General features: G+C 69.8%; 19 protein-coding genes and 1 pseudogene. 7 read left to right on the top strand and 13 right to left on the bottom strand.

From position 1 onward, the window contains the following. Nucleotides 1-161 precede the first annotated feature (161 nt). The 4 genes from ACTWPV_RS49120 to ACTWPV_RS49105 all read right to left on the bottom strand — a co-directional run bounded on the left by ACTWPV_RS49120 (nt 162) and on the right by ACTWPV_RS49105 (nt 1,762). Nucleotides 162-383, bottom strand: a complete 222-nt coding sequence (locus ACTWPV_RS49120; protein ID WP_443157130.1) for an isochorismatase family protein — start codon at nt 381-383, stop codon at nt 162-164. Further along, entirely contained in the window at nt 322-492 is a 171-nt protein-coding gene (locus ACTWPV_RS49115) for a hypothetical protein (protein ID WP_443157129.1), read from the bottom strand. Before ACTWPV_RS49115 ends, ACTWPV_RS49120 begins: the two co-directional genes overlap by 62 nt. 125 nt (nt 493-617) lie before the next feature. Further along, a complete protein-coding gene (locus ACTWPV_RS49110; RefSeq protein ID WP_443157128.1) occupies nt 618-1,373 on the bottom strand; it encodes an SDR family oxidoreductase in 756 nt (251 codons plus the stop codon). Next, nucleotides 1,370-1,762 (bottom strand): carboxymuconolactone decarboxylase family protein, encoded by a 393-nt coding sequence (locus ACTWPV_RS49105; RefSeq protein ID WP_443157127.1) that lies wholly within the window; start codon nt 1,760-1,762, stop codon nt 1,370-1,372. The genes ACTWPV_RS49110 and ACTWPV_RS49105 overlap by 4 nt, the downstream gene beginning before the upstream one ends. A 178-nt stretch (nt 1,763-1,940) precedes the next feature. Between ACTWPV_RS49105 and ACTWPV_RS49100 the strand changes: the two genes are divergently transcribed. Further along, nucleotides 1,941-2,855 carry an RNA polymerase sigma-70 factor gene (locus ACTWPV_RS49100; protein WP_443157126.1) on the top strand — a complete coding sequence of 305 codons (915 nt, stop codon included), beginning with the start codon at nt 1,941-1,943 and terminating at the stop codon, nt 2,853-2,855. A 46-nt stretch (nt 2,856-2,901) separates the two neighbouring features. On the opposite strand, the gene rox is transcribed toward ACTWPV_RS49100, so the two are convergent. Beyond that, entirely contained in the window at nt 2,902-4,326 is a 1,425-nt protein-coding gene (rox, locus tag ACTWPV_RS49095; protein WP_443157125.1) for a rifampin monooxygenase, read from the bottom strand. 189 nt (nt 4,327-4,515) lie between these two features. Next, nucleotides 4,516-5,556, bottom strand: a complete 1,041-nt coding sequence (locus tag ACTWPV_RS49090) for a LacI family DNA-binding transcriptional regulator (RefSeq protein WP_443157124.1) — start codon at nt 5,554-5,556, stop codon at nt 4,516-4,518. A 230-nt stretch (nt 5,557-5,786) separates the two neighbouring features. Between ACTWPV_RS49090 and ACTWPV_RS49085 the strand changes: the two genes are divergently transcribed. The 4 genes from ACTWPV_RS49085 to ACTWPV_RS49070 are packed head-to-tail and all read left to right on the top strand — an operon-like array spanning nt 5,787 to nt 11,437. After that, complete coding sequence (locus tag ACTWPV_RS49085) at nt 5,787-7,094, top strand: ABC transporter substrate-binding protein (RefSeq protein WP_443157123.1); 1,308 nt, start codon at nt 5,787-5,789, stop codon at nt 7,092-7,094. Beyond that, nucleotides 7,091-8,026: a carbohydrate ABC transporter permease gene (locus tag ACTWPV_RS49080; RefSeq protein WP_443157122.1), complete on the top strand. Its 936-nt coding sequence runs from the start codon at nt 7,091-7,093 to the stop codon at nt 8,024-8,026. The genes ACTWPV_RS49085 and ACTWPV_RS49080 overlap by 4 nt, the downstream gene beginning before the upstream one ends. Continuing rightward, entirely contained in the window at nt 8,023-8,850 is an 828-nt protein-coding gene (locus ACTWPV_RS49075; protein WP_443157121.1) for a carbohydrate ABC transporter permease, read from the top strand. Before ACTWPV_RS49080 ends, ACTWPV_RS49075 begins: the two co-directional genes overlap by 4 nt. Nucleotides 8,851-8,875: 25 nt before the next feature. Continuing rightward, nucleotides 8,876-11,437 carry a family 78 glycoside hydrolase catalytic domain gene (locus ACTWPV_RS49070; protein WP_443157120.1) on the top strand — a complete coding sequence of 854 codons (2,562 nt, stop codon included), beginning with the start codon at nt 8,876-8,878 and terminating at the stop codon, nt 11,435-11,437. A 250-nt stretch (nt 11,438-11,687) separates the two neighbouring features. Here ACTWPV_RS49070 and ACTWPV_RS49065 read toward each other — a convergent pair whose 3' ends face one another. From ACTWPV_RS49065 to ACTWPV_RS49050, 4 genes are all read right to left on the bottom strand, one after another. Further along, a complete protein-coding gene (locus ACTWPV_RS49065; protein WP_443157119.1) occupies nt 11,688-12,350 on the bottom strand; it encodes a MerR family transcriptional regulator in 663 nt (220 codons plus the stop codon). 22 nt (nt 12,351-12,372) lie between these two features. Further along, the gene (locus tag ACTWPV_RS49060) at nt 12,373-13,251 is read right to left on the bottom strand and encodes an alpha/beta fold hydrolase (RefSeq protein WP_443157118.1); all 879 of its coding nucleotides are present in this window, start codon (nt 13,249-13,251) and stop codon (nt 12,373-12,375) included. Nucleotides 13,252-13,379: 128 nt separating this feature from the next. After that, a complete protein-coding gene (locus ACTWPV_RS49055) occupies nt 13,380-14,117 on the bottom strand; it encodes an NIPSNAP family protein (protein ID WP_443157117.1) in 738 nt (245 codons plus the stop codon). A gap of 79 nt (nt 14,118-14,196) precedes the next feature. Continuing rightward, the gene (locus tag ACTWPV_RS49050) at nt 14,197-14,625 is read right to left on the bottom strand and encodes an Rrf2 family transcriptional regulator (RefSeq protein ID WP_443157116.1); all 429 of its coding nucleotides are present in this window, start codon (nt 14,623-14,625) and stop codon (nt 14,197-14,199) included. 155 nt (nt 14,626-14,780) lie between these two features. Between ACTWPV_RS49050 and ACTWPV_RS49045 the strand changes: the two genes are divergently transcribed. Together ACTWPV_RS49045 and ACTWPV_RS49040 are read left to right on the top strand one after the other, a co-directional pair. Then, a complete protein-coding gene (locus tag ACTWPV_RS49045) occupies nt 14,781-15,374 on the top strand; it encodes a DUF1707 SHOCT-like domain-containing protein (protein ID WP_443157115.1) in 594 nt (197 codons plus the stop codon). Between the two features lie 115 nt (nt 15,375-15,489). Next, the gene (locus ACTWPV_RS49040; protein WP_443157114.1) at nt 15,490-16,725 is read left to right on the top strand and encodes an epoxide hydrolase family protein; all 1,236 of its coding nucleotides are present in this window, start codon (nt 15,490-15,492) and stop codon (nt 16,723-16,725) included. A 21-nt stretch (nt 16,726-16,746) separates the two neighbouring features. Here ACTWPV_RS49040 and ACTWPV_RS49035 read toward each other — a convergent pair whose 3' ends face one another. From ACTWPV_RS49035 to ACTWPV_RS49025, 3 genes and pseudogenes are all read right to left on the bottom strand, one after another. Then, nucleotides 16,747-17,571 carry a hypothetical protein gene (locus ACTWPV_RS49035; protein ID WP_443157113.1) on the bottom strand — a complete coding sequence of 275 codons (825 nt, stop codon included), beginning with the start codon at nt 17,569-17,571 and terminating at the stop codon, nt 16,747-16,749. Nucleotides 17,572-17,751: 180 nt separating this feature from the next. Further along, nucleotides 17,752-18,975, bottom strand: a complete 1,224-nt coding sequence (locus tag ACTWPV_RS49030; protein WP_443157112.1) for a cytochrome P450 — start codon at nt 18,973-18,975, stop codon at nt 17,752-17,754. Nucleotides 18,976-19,141: 166 nt separating this feature from the next. Further along, nucleotides 19,142-19,394, bottom strand: a pseudogene (locus ACTWPV_RS49025) (RNA polymerase subunit sigma-24); the annotation flags it as partial.

Genomic DNA, 19,394 nt, shown 5'->3' with positions numbered 1-19,394 from the left:
CGCGGGCAGGCCGAACGGCGTCTCCACCCGCACCACACCCTCGCCGTCGCGAACCCGGGCCAGTTCCTCGACCGGGTCAAGCCCGTTCCGCCGCATGTGCAGCGGCAATTCCAGCGCTTCCGTCATCATGTGTCCTTTCGTCCGGTGATCGTGTGGGACCGTCAGGCGCGGGCGGTGGACTCCACGCCGCTGCTGGTGGCGATCCCGGCCAGCACGAGCTGTGTGACGCTACGGCGGCGTAGCTGCAGGTCGAGATCGGTGCCGTAGAAGGCGCTCCAGGCGCGCTTGGTCACGGTGATGTCGCCGGGATGGCCGATCTGGTCATCGACGATGGCGTCCCAGCCCGTCGTGGTGGTGAAAGGCGTCAGCCAGTTCGACCGCACGGGCCACCACCTCCGAGCCGGTGGAGGGAGTGGTGGGGAGGCCGACGACGAAGTTCTGCAGATCGATGAGAACCAGTGCGGTCGTCGTGCCGATCGTGGTGACGGGCATGAGTGAGCCCTTTTCTGAAGATGTCGTCCGATGAGGCGGCCAGTGAGTCTCCGAGGGCGAGGCTCGGGGGAGCCCTTGTTCTCGGGCCCGGGTGGTGGAGTTTCGAGAACACGGGCAAGGTCGGCTCAGGGCTGGGTGTCGAGCCACTCACGGAAGGTGGGTCCGGCGAGCGTGGCATGCGGGCTGGGCAGGAATCCGCCGTCGGCGGCGATCTCGGCATCGGGCATGCCGGAGCCGTCGACCCCGACGACCTTGACGCCGCGGCGGGCGCCGAGAAGTGCGGCCGCCTCCGACAAGGTCTCCTTGCGGGGTCCGGCGATCTCGGGGATCGGTGTTCCCGGGGCGGGCGTGCCGGGGGCGAGGGCAAGGTCCGCCAGTGTCTCGGCCACCGTGCGGCAGGCCACGAGCTGGGCGGGCAGGGCCGGGACGTAGGCGACGTCGCCGCCCTGCTGCCAGTCCAGGAGCTGACCGACGAACTCGTGGAACTGCGCGGCCCGCAGAACGCGGGCGGGCAGCGGGCCGGACAGCAGGAGTTCCTCGTGCACCTTCTTGGCGGCGAGGAAACCGGCGGTGGCCCTGTCGACGCCGATGATGGACGCCATGGCGATCCGGGTGACCCCCGCCTTCTCGCCCGCCTCCTGCAGGTTGCGTGCCGACGCGCGGAAGAACTCCGTCGCGGCCTCCTGGTCGGAGGCGTGCCACGAGGCGGCATCGATGATGGTCTCGACCCCGGTGAGGGCTTCGGCGAGGCCCTCACGGGTGATGATGTCCACGCCGGTGGCCCGGGACATCGGCACGACCCGGCACCCCAGCTCTCCCAGCACGTCGACGACGTGCCGGCCCAGCCGCCCGGTCGCCCCGGCCACTGCGATCTTGCTCATGTCCATGCCTTTCTGGTCGTTGTCGTTCCGGCCGGAGCGTCCAGTCGGGCGTAGAGCTCGGCGGGGACGCGCTCCCCGGACGGGTTCGGGGTGAGGACCGCCTCCACCAGCTCCAGCGCGACCCGTTCGGCGTCGGTGAAGTAGGTGGCGTCGCGCCAGGTGGCCACGGCGGTGATGCGCTCCTCGGTTTCGCCGAGCTCGCGCAGGTTGCCGGTCTCCCGGATGGTGAAGCACGTGCTGCCGAGGATCTGCCCGGCGCGCAGCTGGAGCAGGCCGATGGTCGTCGGGGGAATCGGGCCGTTGGTGAGGGACCGGTGCAGAGGACCGGCGACTTCCGCCATCTCGGGGAGGAAGGGGAGGTGGTTGGGCATACGCGAACGTCGCGGCATGGGATGGACTTTCTCGCTCGTGGTGTCACGTCGTTACGAGCAAGAGATCCCGGCGACCCGATCCTTGTGACAGGAAGGCCCATGTGACATAGACCACCGGCTGTCGGTGTCACGGGGCAGCGAGGGCCGGGATCGTATGGATATGCCACGGTCGCGAACGAAGAGGCGGGAACCTGCGATGAGCGAACGGAGCGAGCAATCGACGGGCCCGTCGATGGACGCGGCCACCGAGGCGTTCGTCGTCCACCGCAACCTGCTGTTCACCCTCGCCTATGAGATGCTCGGCTCAGCCGCCGACGCCGAGGACGTCCTGCAGGAGACCTGGCTGCGGTGGGCGGGCGTCGATCTGGGCCCGGTGCTGGACCAGCGCGCCTACCTCGTCAGGATCGCCACCAGGCAGGCGCTGAAACGGCTGCGTACGCTGGGCAGGCGCAAGGAGTCCTACGTCGGGCCGTGGCTGCCCGAGCCGCTGCTGACCGCGCCGGACGTGGCCGATGACGTCGAACTGGCCGACAGCGTCTCCATGGCGATGCTGCTGGTCATGGAGACGCTCGGGCCGACCGAGCGGGCGGTGTTCGTGCTGCGCGAGGTGTTCGACCTGGACTACGAGGAGATCGCCCAGGCCGTCGGCAGGAGCCCGTCCGCGGTTCGCCAGATCGCCCACCGGGCGCGGTCGCACGTCGCCACCCGCCGGCCCCGCAACACCGGCTCCCCGGCCGAGCACCGAGCCGCGATCGAGGCCTTCCAGCGAGCGGTCGAGACCGGCGAGTTGCAGAGCCTGCTCGACATCCTCGCGCCGGATGTCGTCGCTCTGAGCGACGGCGGCGGAATCAGGCACGCCCTGCCGCGACCCGTTGTGGGGGTCGGCAACGTGGCTCGCCTGCTGGCCGCCGGCTGGTGGAGGCGCGACGCGGAAAGGTCGGCCGAGCTGGTGCAGATCAACGGCGGCCCTGGGCTGCTCGTACGGGTCGACGGGGAGATCGACGGCGTGGTGGCGGTGCGCGTGGAGAACGGCTACGTCACCGGCGCCTACCACGTTCGTAATCCCGAGAAGCTGTCGCACGTGCGGCGGGAGACCGCGATGAGCCGCTGAGGCGGGAACGCCCCACCGCCGCGGTTCTCCGGTTGCTCGGGCGAGATCAGCCGGCGGGCTTGCCGAACCAGCGGGAGAGGTGGTCGTCCAGGTCCTGCTGATCGTCGCCGATCCAGGCGACGTGGCCGTCGGGGCGTAGCAGGAGGCACGGAACATCCAGTGCCGCCGTGGGATCCGCGAGGTGATCGACCCGGTCCGACCAGCCGCCGACGGCCAGGCGTCCGGTTCGGTCCAGCAGCAGGCCGCGACCGCGGTGCAGCAGACCGTAGAGGCGGCCCTGTTGCACGTCGATGTCGCGCAGGCGGCGGCCGAGCAGGTCGGGGCCTGCGCCGAAGTCGTAGCGGACGCCGATCGCGGTGATCTTCTCGATCAGGTGGCGGTTCACCTCGTCGAAGTCCATCAGTTCGGTGAGCAACTTGCGCGCGGCCCGCGCGCCCGGTTCGGCGGACAGCAGTTCCATCTGGGCCCGGGTGTTGTCCAGCACGTCCTCGGCGACCGGATGGCGTTCGGCCTGGTAGGTGTCCAGCAGCGTTTCCGGCGCCCAGCCGCGGATCTGCGCGGCCAGCTTCCAGCCGAGGTTGAACGCGTCCTGAACGCCCAGGTTGAGGCCCTGCCCGCCGGTGGGCGGATGGATGTGTGCCGCGTCGCCGGCCAGCAGCACCCGGCCGACCCGGTAACGTTCGGCCAGCCGGGTGGCATCCCCGAAGCGGGACAACCAGCGCGGGGAGTGCACGCCGAAATCGGTTCCGGCGATGGCGCGCAGCTGTTGCCGGAAATCCTCGAGGGTGGGCGGTTCCGCGCGGTCGCCGACTCCCGCGGCGGGGACGACGACGCTGTAGACGCCTCCGCCGAAGGGCCGGAGCCAGAACGGCTGGCGGGTCTCGGGGATGTCGCTCACCCTGGCGGCGATCTCCTCCTGCGGCACACCCACTTCCATCTCGCCCATCAGCGTCTCGGTCCGCGAGGGCTCGCCGGGGAAGCCGACACCGAGCAGCTTGCGCACCGTGCTGCGCCCGCCGTCACAGCCGACGAGGTAGCGCGAACGCAACTGTTCCCCGCCGGCCAGCTCGACGGTCACACCCTCGTCGTCCTGCTCGAAACCGGCCACCGCGCAACCGCGCCGGACCTGCGCGCCCCGTTCGGTCGCATGTTCTTCGAGCAGGCGCTCGATGACCGGCTGCGGGATGCCCAGCAGATAGGCGTGCGCGGAATCCAGACCCTTGGGCGCGGGTTTGGCGATGCCGGCGAAGAAGCTGCCGGCCGGACGCTGCCTTCCGTGCTGGAGCATGCGATCGAGCAGCCCGCGCATCGCCATCAGCTCGAGACTGCGAATATGCAGGCCGACGATGCGGACGAACGACTTGGGCTCGGTTTCCTTCTCCAGAACGAGTACCCGCACGTCGTGCAGCCGCAGTTCGGCGGCCAGCATCGCGCCGGTCGGCCCGCACCCGGAAATGATCACGTCGAACATAGGTGTTGCCTTTCGGGAGTGCCTGGTGGCGAGGCGCTCCCGGCGACACCTACGTCGATCGCCCGGCCGTGACGGGAAGGGGGAGCACCCACATCGATACAGCGTTCATGGGTCTCACCTCCCGGGGCGGCGTCACGGTCACCCGCAAGCTACAAGCCCGAGCATCACCCGGTCCAACCCTTTTCCTGGCTACCGTTCGCCCGGGGATGTTGTGGAACGGCGGGCCACAAGGGTCGGGGTGACGGAGAAACGGACCGCGGCGGTACGGCCGGCGATGCGTTCGAGCAGCAGCCGGCCCGCGGTCTGCCCCATGATGGCGCCGTCCTGGTCGACGCTGGTCAGCGCGACGTGCGCGAGGCCGGTCAGGCGTGCGTTGTCGTAGCCCGCCACCGAGATGTCGCCGGGCACGCTCAGGCCCGCCTCGTGGACGGCGGCGAGGGCGCCGAAGGCGGCCTGGTCGGCGCCGGCGAAGATGGCGGTGGGGCGGGGATCGCGGGCCAGCAGCTCGCGCGCGCCGTCGTAGCCGCCTTCCTCCGTGTAGGCGGTGGCGGCGACGGCGATGTGGTCGGCCAGGCCGTGCTCGGTCATCATCCGCTCGTAGGTCGCGGCCCTGATCGTGTGCAGCAGGGTGGCGGCGCGGCCCCCGACGGTGTCCTTCTGCGTGATGTGCGCGATGCGGCGATGGCCGAGCGCGATGAGGTGCTCGACCACGAGCTCGGCGCCGACCTCGTCGTCGTCGAGCACGCAGTCGTACAGTGCCGAGCGGTCGTGGCGGCCGAGCACGACGAGGGGGATGTCCTTCGCGAGTTTCTCCAGTTGTCCTCTGGTGCAGACCGGAGCGACCCAGAGGACGCCGTCCACCTGCCGGTCGACCAGCGCGTCACTGGCCCGGCGCTCTGCCGCGGGGTCGTTGCCGCCGCTCTGGACCATGATCGCTTGGTAGCCGCTGGGGGAGATCTCATCTGTCAGGCCGTCGAGGATGTCGGCGAAGAAGGGGTTGCGGATGTGGGGGAGGAGCACGCCGATGGTGAAGGTGCGCCCGCGCATGGCCCTGGCCGCGTTGTGGGGGCGGTAGCCCAGCTCGTCGATGGCGGCCTGCACCTTGATCCGCATGGCCTCGCTGACGCCGTAGGCGTTGCGCAGCACTTTCGACACCGCCGTGGTGGAGACCTGGGCGTGCTCGGCCACGTCGGTGATGGTCACCCTGCGCTGCCGGTCTCGTGTGCCCATGAGCCACCTTTCCGCCCACTCGACTCGCCCGATTGTAAGGGGCGGCCCGTCCGGACAGGATGGATAACGTTACCCAACTTTTCGATCTGAGGGGTTGTCCGGCCCGTCTTCACAACAGTCATGATAGGAGACCGTTCCCCAAGGACACTCTTGACGGCCTGCCGAGTAACGCCTACGTTAACTCGCATCGGGGGCGCTTAAATCGTTTCAAACGAACCCGGAGGGGCGTTGTGAAGACCTCGCACCGCGTGCCGGGAGCGGCCCTGGCCGTTCTCGCGATGGCGGCTCTGACCTCGTGCGGCTCCGGCTCCGATTCCGGAACCGCCGCCACCGGCCCGGTCACCTTGGAATTCCTCATCGACAACAGCGCGGCCACAGTGGACACCGCCGAAGCGCTCGCGGACACGTTCATGCAGGCCAATCCCACTATCAAGATCGAGGTAGAGACCCGGCCTGGAGGCAGCGAGGGCGACAACATCGTCAAGACGCGGCTCTCGACGGGCGACATGTCGGATGTGTTCTGGTACAACTCCGGGTCGCTGCTGCAGGCGCTCAACCCGGCGCAGACCATGGTCGACCTCACCGGCGACCCGGTGCTGGCCAACGTGGCCAAGGACTTCCTGCCCGTGGTGAGCCAGGACGGCAAGGCCTACGGCGTCCCCGGCGGCACCGCCATGGGCGGCGGCATCCTCTACAACCGCAAGGTCTACGAGCAGCTCAAGCTGGAGGTGCCCAAGACCTGGGCCGACTTCACGGCCAACAATGACAAGATCAAAGCAGCCGGCATCGCCCCGGTGATCGGCACGTACAAGGACACCTGGACCTCGCAGCTGTTCGTGCTGGGCGACTACTACAACGTGCAGGCGGCGGCGCCGACCTTCGCCCAGGACTACACGGCCAACAAGGCCAAGTTCGCCACCACCCCCGCCGCCAGGGCCGGCTTCGACCACCTGGCCGAAGTGCACGCCAAGGGATACCTGCAGGAGGGCTTCGGCTCGGCCACCGCCGACCAGGGCATGAAGCTGCTGGCCGAGGGCAAGGGTGCGCACTACCCGATGCTGAGCGCCCAGCTCCCGCCGTTCGTCGCCACCATGCCACAGGCGGCCACCGACATCGGCTTCTTCGGCATCCCCGGCACCGACGCCGCCAAGAACGGCGCCACCATCTGGGAGCCGGCCGGCATCTACATCGCCAAGACCACCGAGAAACTGGAGGCGGCCAAGAAGTTCCTGGCCTTCGTCGCCTCGCCGGCGGCGGCCGACGCGGTCACCAAGGCCGTGCCGCCGGCCGGGCCGTACCGGATCACCGGGGCCGAACTGCCCGACGACGCCATCCAGGCGGCCAAGGACCTGCAGGCCTACGTGGACGAGGGTGCCACGGCGCCGGCGCTGGAGTTCGTCTCGCCGGTGAAGGGCCCGTCCCTGGAGCAGATCACGGTCGCCGTCGGCTCCGGCCTGACCCCGGCCTCCGAAGGGGCCGCCCAGTACGACAAGGACGTCGAGAAGCAGGCCAAACAACTGGGGCTGGCAGGGTGGTGAGCAGGCAGGACACCAGGCCCCGCACGGGGCCCGGCCCGGCACCCGGGCATGCGCGCGTCCGCGCCTCCCGCCGCCGGCGCGACGCGGCCTACCCGTACGCGCTCTATCTACCCGCCGCCGCCGTGTTCCTGGTCATCTTCCTGGTGCCGACGGCGATGGCCTTCTACTTCGCGCTCACCCGCTGGACGTTGTTCGACAGCGAGTTCGTCGGCCTGCAGAACTTCCGCGACTTCCTGGCCGAGCAGAACCTGCGCATCGGCTTCCAGAACACGATCATCTACGCCGTCGTCACCAGCGGCCTCAAGGTCGTGCTCGGGCTGCTGCTCGGTGTCCTGCTCACCGGCAGGCTGCGGCTGCGCGGATTCCTGCGCTCGGTGGTGTTCTTCCCGACGCTGGTCTCCACCGTCGCGGTCGGCATCACCTTCGCCATGCTGCTCAAACCGCAGACGGGCCTCGTCAACCAGGCCCTCGCGCTGGTCGGGATCGACGGGCGCGACTGGCTCGGTGACGCCACCACCGCGCTGCTGTCCGTCGCGCTGGTGGACGTGTGGAAGGGGGTCGGCCTGGCCACCGTCATCTACATCGCCGGCATCATGTCCATCCCGCGCGAGTACTACCAGGCGGTCTCGGTGGATGGCGGCGGCGCCTGGCACCGCTTCCGGCACATCACGCTGCCGCTGTCCTGGCCGGCCACCTACTCGGTGATCATCCTGTCGTTCATCGCCGGGCTGCGCTCGTTCGATCTCATCTGGACGATGACCCGCGGCGGTCCCGGCTTCACCAGCGACACCATCGCCTCGATCATCTACAAGCAGTACCAGGCAGGCTTCTTCGGCCTGTCGACCGCCGGCAACGTGATCCTCTTCCTCGTCGTCGCGGCCATCGCCGTGCCGCTCAACTACTTCCTCGGCAAGAGGCAGGTCACCGCATGACAGCACTGAGAAGGCTCAGCGGCGAGGCCGTCGCGCTGGTCCTGGCCACCGTGATCTTCCTGGTCCCGTTCGCGCTCATGCTGCTGACCGCCGTGAAGAACCCGGAACAGGCCATCGACCTGGACTTCTCCTGGCCCACCAGCTGGCCGGTCGTCGAGAACTTCATGGCCGTGATCGAGGCGCGCGACTACGTGCTGCTGCGCGCCTACGTCAACAGCACCATCATCACCGTCGCCTCGGTCACCCTGCTCGTCGTCTTCGCCGCCATGGCCTCGTTCGTCCTGCAGCGCCGCCCGGGCAAGGTCGCCAAGCTGGCCGACTTCCTCGTACTGACGGGTCTGATCATCCCGCCCGCGGTGGTGCCGACGATCTGGCTGCTGCAGGCGCTCGGCCTGTTCAAGACCCTGCCCGGGATGATCCTCGCGGAAGTGGCCTTCAACCTGTCGTTCGCGATGTTGCTGTTCCGCGCGTTCATCGCCGCCATCCCGCGCGAGCTGGACGAGGCCGCCCAGATCGACGGCTGCAGCGGCTTCCGGCTGTTCTTCCAGGTGATCTTCCCGCTGCTGCGGCCGGTGACCGTCACGGTCGTCCTGGTCAGCTCGGTCAACATCTTCAACGACTTCGTCAACCCGCTCTACCTGCTCCCCGGCGACGAGAACGCCACCGTGCAGGTCACCCTCTACAACTTCCAGAGCCAGTACAACACCCAGTGGAACCTGCTGTTCATGGACATCGTCCTCATCACGATCCCCCCGCTGGTGCTGTTCGTCTTCTTCAACCGCAAAATCGTCGCCGGCATGACCGCCGGCGCCATCAAGGGGTGACATGACCTCTCCGTACGTTTCCGCAGTGGCCTTCGAACACCACCGAGACCCCCTCGGCATCGGCGAACCCGAACCGCGCCTGTCCTGGACCGTGGCCACGGACCTGCCGGGATGGATCCAGCAGGCGTACGAGATCGAACTCGGCGACGGCCTGTCCACCGGCCGGATCGAGTCGGGCGAGTCCGCGCTCGTGCCGTGGCCCGGTGCGCCGCTGGGCTCGCGGGAACGGCGCGCCGCACGGGTGCGAGTGCACGGCGCCGACGGCTCGACCAGCGACTGGAGCGCATGGTCGCACGTGGAAACCGGCCTCCTGGACCCCGCCGACTGGCAGGCCACGACCGCCGCGCCACCGCTGGAACTGCTCGGCGCACCCGACGGTCCCGCGCTCCTGCTGCGCCGCGGCTTCACCCTGCGCGCTCCGATCGAGCGCGCCCGCCTCTACATCACGGCCCACGGCATCTACGAGGCCGAGATCAACGGCCGAGTGGTCGGCGACGACGTGCTCGCCCCCGGCTGGACCAGCTACCGCCACCGCCTGCGCTACCGCACCCACGACGTCACCGGCCTGCTGCGCGAGGGCGCCAACGCCATCGGCGCCACCCTCGCCGACGGCTGGTACCGGGGGCGCATCGGCTTCGGCGGCGGCAAGAGCGACCTGTACGGCGAGCGCACCGCCCTCATCGCCCAGCTCGAGATCGCCTACATCGACGGCACCACCGACGTGATCGTCACCGATGACGCGTGGCGCTGCGCCCGCGGCCCGGTCACCGAGGCCGGCCTGTACGACGGCGAGAAACACGACGCGCGCCTGCACCCCGCGGGCTGGTCCGAGCCCGGCTTCGACGACTCCTCCTGGCTGCCCGCCGACGCCCTGTCCCACAATCCGGCGCTGCTGGTCGCCCCCACGGGCCCGCCCGTGCGCCGTACCCAGACGTTGTCCCCCGCCGAGGTGCTGACCGGCCCGGACGGCGAGACCCTCCTCGACTTCGGCCAGAACCTCGTCGGCCGCCTGCGCATCCGCGTGCACGGCCCGGCGGGGCACACGGTCACCCTGCGCCACGCCGAGGTCCTGGAGGACGGCGCCCTCGCCGTCCGCCCGCTGCGCGCGGCCGCCGCCGAGGACCGCTACACGCTGCGCGGCGACGCCGAGCCGGAGACCTTCGAGCCCCGCTTCACCACGCACGGCTTCCGCTACGCGCAGATCGACGGCTGGCCCGGCGCGTTCGACCCGGCTGACGTGGTGGCCGTGATCTGCCACACCGACATGCGGCCCGCCGGCGCGTTCGAGTGTTCCGACCCGCTGTTGAACCGGCTGCACGACAACGTGGTCTGGAGCATGCGCGGCAACTACGTCGACCTGCCCACCGACTGCCCGCAGCGCGACGAGCGGCTCGGCTGGACCGGCGACATCCAGGTCTTCGCCCCCGCCGCGGCCTTCCTGTACGACTGTGCGGGGCCGCTGTCATCGTGGCTGGCCGACCTGGCGGCCGAGCAGTCGGAGGTGGGCACCGTGCCGCACTACGTGCCGTGGGTGCCGCTGATGTTCGGACTGTCCCCGGCGGCGGCCTGGGGCGACGCCGCCGTGCTCGTCCCGTGGACGCTCTATGAGCGCACCGGCGACCTCGGCCTGCTGCGGCGCCAGTACCCGAGCATGACCGCGTGGGTGGACCAGGTCGCCTCCCTCACCAGGGACCACCTGTGGGACGAGGGCTTCCAGTTCGGCGACTGGCTGGACCCGGCCGCGCCCTCGGACGATCCCGGCAGGGCCCGTACCGACCGGGCGCTCGTCGCCACCGCCTACCACGCCTGGTCGGCGCAGGTCGTGGCGGACACGGCGGAACTGCTCGGCCGTGACGCCGACGCCGCCCGTTACGCCGAGCTGGCCGGGCAGGTGCGGACGGCCTTCCGCCGCGAGTTCGTCACGCCCTCCGGCCGGCTGGCCTGCGACACCCAGACCGCCTACGCCCTCGCCTTGACCGTGGACCTGTTCGATGGCCCCGAACAGCGCGAACGCGCCGGACGCCGCCTGGTCGAGCTCGTCGCCGACGACGACCACCGCATCGGCACCGGCTTCGTCGGCACCCCGCTCATCTGCGACGCCCTGTGCTCGGTCGGCGCCCACGACACCGCCTACCGGCTCCTGACCCAGCGCAACCGCCCCTCCTGGTTGTATCCGGTGACGATGGGCGCCACCACGATCTGGGAGCGCTGGGACAGCATGCTGCCCGACGGCTCCGTCAACCCGGGCGAGATGACCTCCTTCAACCACTACGCGCTCGGCGCGGTCGCGGACTGGATGCACCGCACCGTGGCCGGTCTCGCCCCTGCCGGGCCCGGCTACCGCCGCATCTCCGTCCGCCCGCGTCCCGGCGGCGGCCTCACCCACGCCCGCGCCGCCCATCACACCCCCTACGGCGAGGCGGAGGTGAACTGGCGGCGTGACGGGGAGCGGCTGACCGTCGCCGTGCGCGTCCCGCAGAACACGACCGCCGTCGTCGACCTGCCCGGAGAGCCCGCTGTCGAGGCCGGCCCCGGACAACACGTCTTCCACTGCGCCTGGCCGGAAGCCTCTGAGCGGACGCCCTGACACCCGTACGGCATGCACACCCCGGACACCGTCACGCCCGGGCTTCAGGGCCGATGAGGTGGCTGCCGTTCCGGACAAGGCCGCGACCTGGCGACGCCGTCTCCGGCGTCGCCAGGTCGGCGGCGGCGCGGTGCGTTCTCGACCGGAGCGCGCACGCGTTCGAGCTTGGTCCATCCCGTCCAACCACGCTTCCTCAGCAGCTCGATCAGCCGACGAGCCGGCGGCACCGTATCGAACGCGAGCGTGTCCATCAGCTTGACGAGTGGCGACCCGATATCGGTGTCATCGACATAGTGGTCGCCCCGCTCGTCGGCCATACGCGTGATGTAGGCGGACAGCTCGTCGGCCAGCTCGGCCAGCCGCGGTCGTCGTCGGCCCGGTCGAGAGCCTCGCTCAGGGTGAGGTAGAAGCAGACGAACCGCGGGTCATCGATCTGCTCCCGCTTGCGCGCCATCCACTCCGGTACCCGCGCGGGTGAGAGCGCGGACAGCGGGATCCAACCGTCACGCTCGGCTCGGACGATCCGCTCGTCGACTCCGAGCGCCCGCAGCCGGTCGAGATACTCGACCACCTCCGAGGGCAGCGCCAGGCTGTCCCCGGAGGCGAGCCGGGCGATGCGCTCACGGTGCCGCTGCCGTTCCCGGATCTCCGCTCGCAGCCGCCTGTCGATGCCCGCGACCGCCGCGGCGAACTCTTCCTCGCCGGCCCGCAGCAGCTCCCGCACCCGCGCCAGCGGAACCCCCGCCTCGGCGAGGGTCCGGATCCTGATCAGCTCCACCACGGCGCCGGCGTCGTATCGGCGGTAGCCGGAGCGGTCCCGCTCCGGCTCCGGCAGCAGGCCCTTGGCGTGGTAGTGCCGCACCGCGCGCACCGTCACCCCGGCGTACGACGCCAGCTCACCGATGGTCAGCATCAGACCCGCTTCCAGGAGTCGCTCAAGAGGTCGCCGGTCCCGGTGCTCTGCGGATGATCTCGGCGATGTCCCGGGCATGGGTGAAGACCAGCCCGTGGTCGGCGTCGAGCCAGGTGGTGGCGATGTGCGGCTGCTCGCGGACAAGCCGCTCAACGCCGGCGCGCCAGTGCTGGTTGAGCCGGGACACCTGCCCTTCGCCGCCGTCGCCGGCCATCGAGGTGGACATGATCATGCTGATGGGCCGGTCGATCTTTCTGTACCGGTCGAGGATCTCGGACCTGACCACGTCGATCTCGAGATTCAGGTCGAGAATCTCCTGGGCGGTGAGCAGCACCTGGCGCGCGGTGCCCCGCTCGGCCTCCTGCCGCATCGCCGGATCCTCCCACATGGCACGGAACTCCGGCAGGACGGCCTCCGTGATGAACGGTTCCGGCACCGGGTTCGCCCCGTCGATGAGTACGAGCCCGGCGATGCTGTCAGGGTGCTCGGACGCATAGTGCACGGCCAGGTCGGCGCCCAACGAGTAGCCCACCAGCACGGGCGCCGCGGGCAGGCCGAGGTTCCCCAGCTCCGCCATGACCGCGACGAGATCGCCGAGGAAGTCCTCGAAGGAGTAGCGGTCGGCGGCCGAGGCAAGGCCATGGCCCCGCAGGTCGAAGGTCACCACGTCGTGGTCGCGCCGCAGCAGCCCGGCCAGCTCGCGCAGGTCCGCCTGCGTCGAGTTCAGCCCGGGGCACAGGACCAGCGTTCGCCCCCGACCGTGCCGAGACACCGGGATCGTGACGCTGCCGTGCTGGATCGTGAAGTGCCGCATCGTCCTGTCGCCTCTCTCCATCACGCCGTGCTCGCCGTACGCCGCGCGCGGTCCGGCGGCCTCGATCGCACGGGTGTCCGTGGTCATGCCACCATGCTGGGAGCTTGACCCTGCGTCATGGTCAAGCGGCGCGGGGGACGGATCTCGCTTCCGCCCTCCGCGCGCCGCTCGACCACGACGCGGCGGGGGATCTCCGGCTTCGAGGCCGGCCGAGTTCAACGCAGCAGTGACCGCTCGGTGGGTGCCAGCCGCAGCCGTTGCGATGGCCCGGCCAGCCGTTGCGCGAGGGCAGGCAGCACGTCCTCGTGCCAGCGCACTGAACGCTGCAGGCGATCAAGGTGATCGTGGAAGTGGCTCTGGCCGGTGAACCGCGCGAACCACACGAAGACCTCCTCGTCCGCCCGCACCGGCAGGGCGGGGAAGGTGTTGGGGGAGTGTTCGGACCGCAGGTACGCCAACGGCTCGCCGCCCGACTCGGCCAGTACGGGTCGCACGCACCGCTCGAAGAACTCGACGAACGCCGCGTCGAACGGGGCGCGGCCGTACCAGATCGTGGCGACGACGAGTGATGACGGCGCCGCAGCCGGCTCGCCGAGGGCCGGCCTGCTCCCCATCGGCGCCGGGAGGCCGCTCGCAGGCGAGGCCGGCCGCAGTAACAGGACGTCGTCGGAGTCGATCATCGTTGCGTTCGCCTCGTCCCTGCGTGCCCGCCAGGTCGGCCCGGAGTAGAAGCTCTCCAAGGCCTCCGCGCGAAGGGGCATGTCCTCGAAGCCGCGGAGCCAGACGAACCGGTCAGGGTCGTCCAAGTCTCGGAACTGCCCCAGGACGGTCATGCCTGCCGCCTCTTGGGTCTCGACGAACTCCCGGTCGAACAGGTCGATCAGGACGTCCCGCCGCCCGGGGCGCAGCGTGTACTGGCGCAGCTCGACGATGGGACACCGTGGGGCCTCCATCTACTCTCCTCCTGAGTGGCTGGAACAACAATTGTTACACCAAGGGGTGTGGCGACCGCCTGGCGATCGGACGGATCGGCTAGCCCACCAGCGTCTCGCGCAGCACGTCGGCGATCGACGTGTCGGCGAGCTCCTGGCGCATGGCCTGTTCGGCCCGGCCGTAGACCTTGCTCAGGGCGGGCCGGATGCCACGGCCGACCGGGCACTCCAGATTGGGCTCGGTGCGGTGCAGGCCGAACGGCTGCTCCACGTCGACGGCATCGAGCACCTCGAGCAGGGTGATCTCCTCCGGCGCGCGGGCGAGACGCCAGCCCGCGCCGGCGCCATGGCGCACCTCCACCAGACCGGCCCGCCGCAGGTCGCCCAGGCTGCGCCGGATGATCACGGGGTTGGTGTTGACGCTGGCGGCGACCTGGTCCGATGTGAGGACCTCCTGGCCACGGCGATGCGCCAACGCCAGCCACGTCAGCGCGTGCGTCGCTACGGTCAATCGGCTGTTGGCCCCCATCACCACCTCCTCGCTGTAACAGCTTCCATTACACCCAGGTCCGCGGTCAAGCCTCATGACCGCTTAACACCCCCATAACGGGCGTTATGGGGGTGTATCGTGGTGACCTCCTCAGGGATCCCCGGGAAACCACCCCTATCCGAAAGCGAACACCCATGGGCGAGAACCAGCAGCCGGCTCCCCTCCGCCCTCATCAGCTGCGCGTCTCACACGACGAGCGCGAAGCGGTGGTGGAACGGTTGAACACGGCTGCCGCCGAAGGGCGAATCGACTTCAGCGAGCTGGAAGCCCGGCTGGACCGGGCACTCAACGCCAAGACGTACGCCGACCTCGCGCCTCTCACCGCGGATCTGCCGCAGGAGGTTCCGGCGGAGCCGCTCGTCATCAAGGGAGGCATGAACGGCGCCGCGCGGACGGGGCGCTGGCGGGTACCCGCGCAGATCACCGTGTACGGCGGCATGGGCAGCGTCAAGCTCGACTTCACCCGGACCGAATGCCGGTTGCCGGAGATCGCGATAGAGGCGCACGGGCAGATGGGCGGTGTCACGATCATCATCCCCGACGGGTGGGTGGCGGACACCTCGGAGATGGACCAGGGCATCGGCGGCTTCAAGGACAAGACCACACCCGAGCGCCTGCCCGGCTCGCCGCGGATCCGGCTCGCCGGCGACGGCGGCGCCGCCGGCGTGGTCATCCGCCACCCGAACAGCTGGGAACGCCGCGTACAGCGGCGCAACCAGGAGCGTTGAGCGAGCGAGCGCGGGAGAGCGGAGCTTCCCGACGAGGTGCACGACATCGCGAAACAGAGCAAGACATCAGCCGGCGCCCCTCGGGCCGACGGCACACCCAGTAAGGAACCACGCGATGAGCACCTCGCACGCCTTCCCCCTGAAGCCTGTCCCGATCCACGTGTCCGACGAGGTCCTCGATGACCTGCGTGCCCGCCTCGCATCGACCCGTCCGCCGCTGGACGAGGGGAACGAGGACTGGTCCTACGGCGTCCCCGGCAGCTATCTCCGCGAGCTGGCCGCCTACTGGCGGGACGGCTACGACTGGCGCGCGGCCGAGGCCGCCATCAACGTCCACGAGCACTACCAGGTGAGCGTCGACGGTGTCCCGGTGCACTTCATGCGCAAGCCCGGCCGCGGCCCTCGTCCGATCCCGTTGATCCTCACCCACGGCTGGCCGTGGACGTTCTGGCACTGGTCGAAGGTGATCGACCCGCTCGCAGACCCGGCCGCGTTCGGCGGTGACCCGGCCGACGCCTTCGACGTCATCGTGCCGTCTCTGCCCGGTTTCGGCTTCCCCGGCCCGCTCACCGGCTTTCCGGACGTCAACTTCTGGAAGGTCTCCGACCTCTGGCACACCCTGATGACCGAGACCCTCGGGTACGAGAAGTACGCCGCCGGGGGCTGCGACATCGGCGGGATCGTCTCCAGCCAGCTCGGCCACAAGTACGCCGACGAGCTGTACGGCATCCACATCGGCTCCGGGCTGCCGCTCGACTTCTTCAACGGCCCCCGTGCCTGGGACTTCGCCCGGAACCGGCCCCTCACCGACGACCAGCCCGCCGATGTGCGTGCCCGGATCATCGAGATGGACCACCGCTCGGCGTGCCATCTCGCCGTGCACATGCTCGACGGCGCCACCCTGGCCCACGGGCTGAGCGACTCACCTGCCGGACTGCTCGCCTGGCTGCTGGAGCGCTGGAACGCCTGGAGCGACAACGGCGGCGACGTCGAATCCGTCTTCACCAAGGACGACCTGCTCACCCACGCCACGATCTACTGGGTGAACAACTCCATCGCCACGTCGATGCGCTACTACGCCAACGCCAACCGCTACCCGTGGGCCCCCGCCCACGACCGCACCCCGGTCGTGCAGGCGCCGGTCGGCCTCACCTTCGTCACCTACGAGAACCCGCCCGGCATCCACACCGCCGCCGAGCGCGTCCAGGCGTTCAGGACCGGCCCGCAGGGCGACTGGTTCAACCACGTCAACGTCAACGCCCACGACCACGGCGGCCACTTCATTCCCTGGGAGAACCCCGACGCCTGGGTGAACGACCTGCGCCGCACCTTTCACGGCCGCAGACCCTGAACGCCCTCGTCGCTGCGGCCCTCACTGTTGAACGACGATCGATTCGGCGGAGAGCGTGACTTCAACGGTGATGTGCGGATTGTCCGGCTGCGGGAGCTGAAGGCCACGCTTGAACTCCTCGGCATCGTCTGGCATCACCTTCGGCTGAACGGTGATCTTGACGTGGCCGGTGTCGTCATCCGGGTGCGCCGTCATCGTGGCCACCTCGGGACGGGATCGGAGCCAGGAGACCACCGTGTCGTGGGCCTGCCGGAGCTCCGAGGCCGAGAATCCCTTGCCGCCGATCAGGGTGACCTCCATGGGGAGGGTTTCGGCCAACGCGATCGCGCGAGTCGGGACGGGACCCTTGAAGCCGATGCGCAGCCCTCGATGGTCGTCGACGTACCTGACGCCGGAGATCTCGTCGGGGAACTCCGCATGCAGTTTGTCGATCACCGCTCTGTTGGACGACTGTGAGCCGAAGCGGTCGATGGCCTCCTCGTAGGAGATGCCCTGCGATCTGGCGATGGCCCCGAGGTCGACCAGTTCGGCGTAGGGGATGCCGTCGATCGTCATGTCCGGGTCGGTCACCGCAGGGTCGTAGCCGTCGAAGTCCGTCGGCTTGGGCGACGAGGTGGCAGCCACCCTGGTCGCGTACCGCTTGACGACCTCCTCCAGGGGCCGGCCCGACGCCGCGGCCTCTCGTTTCAGCCGCTCCAGGGTGGGCCGATGCGCCTTGGGCTGATCGGCCCGCGGCAACACGATCGTCTCGGTCCCGGCCACGGTCGGTACCGGAGCGGCACCAGGCCGGCCGCAGGCGCACAACGACGCGAGCACCGCGATGACGGCCAGACGCGATCTCTTCATACATCAGGGACGCGCCACCGGCCTGGAAAGTTCATCCAGTCACCCATCCGGTACGGCGAAGCCCGTTCGTCGGAGTGCCCCTGCAGCAGCAGGGGCCGGGGTCACCTGGCTGAGGTCAGGACGCATGGGCCGGCGCCGACGCAGAGGCCGGTGTCGGCTTCGATGCGCATCAGGTCCTGCTCACCAGGTGACCGGGAGTTCGTGGGCGCCGTAGATGACGGCGTCGTTCTTGAACGGCAGATCCTCCATCGGTACGGCGAGCCGCAGGGCAGGGATGCGGCGGAACAGCGTGTCGAAGACGATCTGCAGTTCGGTCCTGGCGAGGTTCTGGCCGAGGCACTGGTGCGGGCCGAAGCCGAAGGCGAGGTGGTGGCGGGCCCCGCGCTCGATGTCCAGCTCGGCCGGGTCCGTGAACGCCGCCGGGTCCCAATTGGCTGACAGGGCCGAGACGATGACGCCCTCGCCGGCCTTGATGCTCACCCCGCCGATCTCCACGTCCTCCGTGGCCAGCCGGGAGGTGACCCCGTCGGCGATGGTGAAGTAGCGCAGCAGTTCCTCCACGGCCATGGGCGTCCTTCCCGGGTCGGCCTTGATCAGGTCCAGCTGCTCCGGATGGGAGAGCAGGCCGACCACGCCGAGCGAGATCATGTTCGCGGTGGTCTCGTGTCCGGCGGTGAGCAGCAGGAAGGCCAGGCTCACCAGGCCCGCGTGGTCGAGGGCGCCCTTCTGGCGTTGCCGGGCGATCTGCCGGCTGAACAGGTCGTCGCCGGGTTCGGACTCCTTGCGGGTGACCAGGTCGTCGATGTAGGCGCGCAGTTCGGCGAAGGCTCGCAGGCGGTCTTCCTGCGAGGTCCGGCTCACCATCATGGTGGTGCGGCTCTGGAAGAAGTCGTGGTCGGTGTAGGGGACGCCGAGCAGTTCGCAGATCACCAGGGAGGGCACAGGCAGGGACAGCGCCTGCACCAGGTCGACCGGGTGCTGGTCGGTGGCGAGCATGTCGTCGACGAAGTGGTCGACGATGTCCTGGATGCGCGGGCGCAGCGCGGCCAGCCGCTTGACGGTGAACTCGCTGATCACCGGGCGGCGGGCCGCGGCGTGTTCCGCGCCGTCCATGCCGAGCATCAACGGCGGTTGGCTGCGGAGCTGCTGCAGGGTCGCCGCATCGAGGGTGAAGAGCGGGAACCCGTCCTTGCGCTTGTCGGAGGAGAAGCGGTGGTCGGCGAGGACGGCCCGCCCTTCCTCATGCCCGGACACCCACCACGCCTCGCCGCCGCTGGTCAGGCGGACCTTGCTGATCGGCGCCTGCCCGCGCAGTTGCTCGTAGGCGGGGGGCGGGGCGAACGGGCAGCCACGCTCGACCGGCAGTTCCAGGTCGGTGAGTTCGACGGTGACGCTCTTCGTCATGAAGGACCTCCAGTAATGGATGTGGCGGAGTTCGTTGTGCTTGTGGCGGCCTCGGCCGGTGCGATCGGTACCGGCTTCCAGGCCTGACGGGACGTTCCCGCGCCCGGCCGGGACACCCGTCTGGTCCAGGCCGCTTGGAGGTCGCGGGCCGGCTCGTCGTTGGTGTTCATCGCAGGGTGAGCGGGGTCTCGGATGCGATGCGGGTCAGCTTGGCCGGGTTGCGGACGTAGTAGAGGCCGGTGATGCGGGCGTCCTCGACCCGGACCGCGATGACGCCGTCGATCTCGCCGTTCACGCGGAGCAGGAGCGCCGGGTTGCCGTTGACCACGGTGGGCTCGCTGGTGAGCGCGATCCGGGCTCTGCCGAGACCGTTGACGATCATGCGGGCCACCTTGCCGGCGCCGGTGATCGGCTGCGGC

Origin of the sequence: Nonomuraea sp. KM88, from assembly GCF_052245635.1 — a bacterium.
Lineage (GTDB): Bacteria > Actinomycetota > Actinomycetes > Streptosporangiales > Streptosporangiaceae > Nonomuraea.
This window is presented reverse-complemented; position numbering and strand designations above follow the sequence as displayed.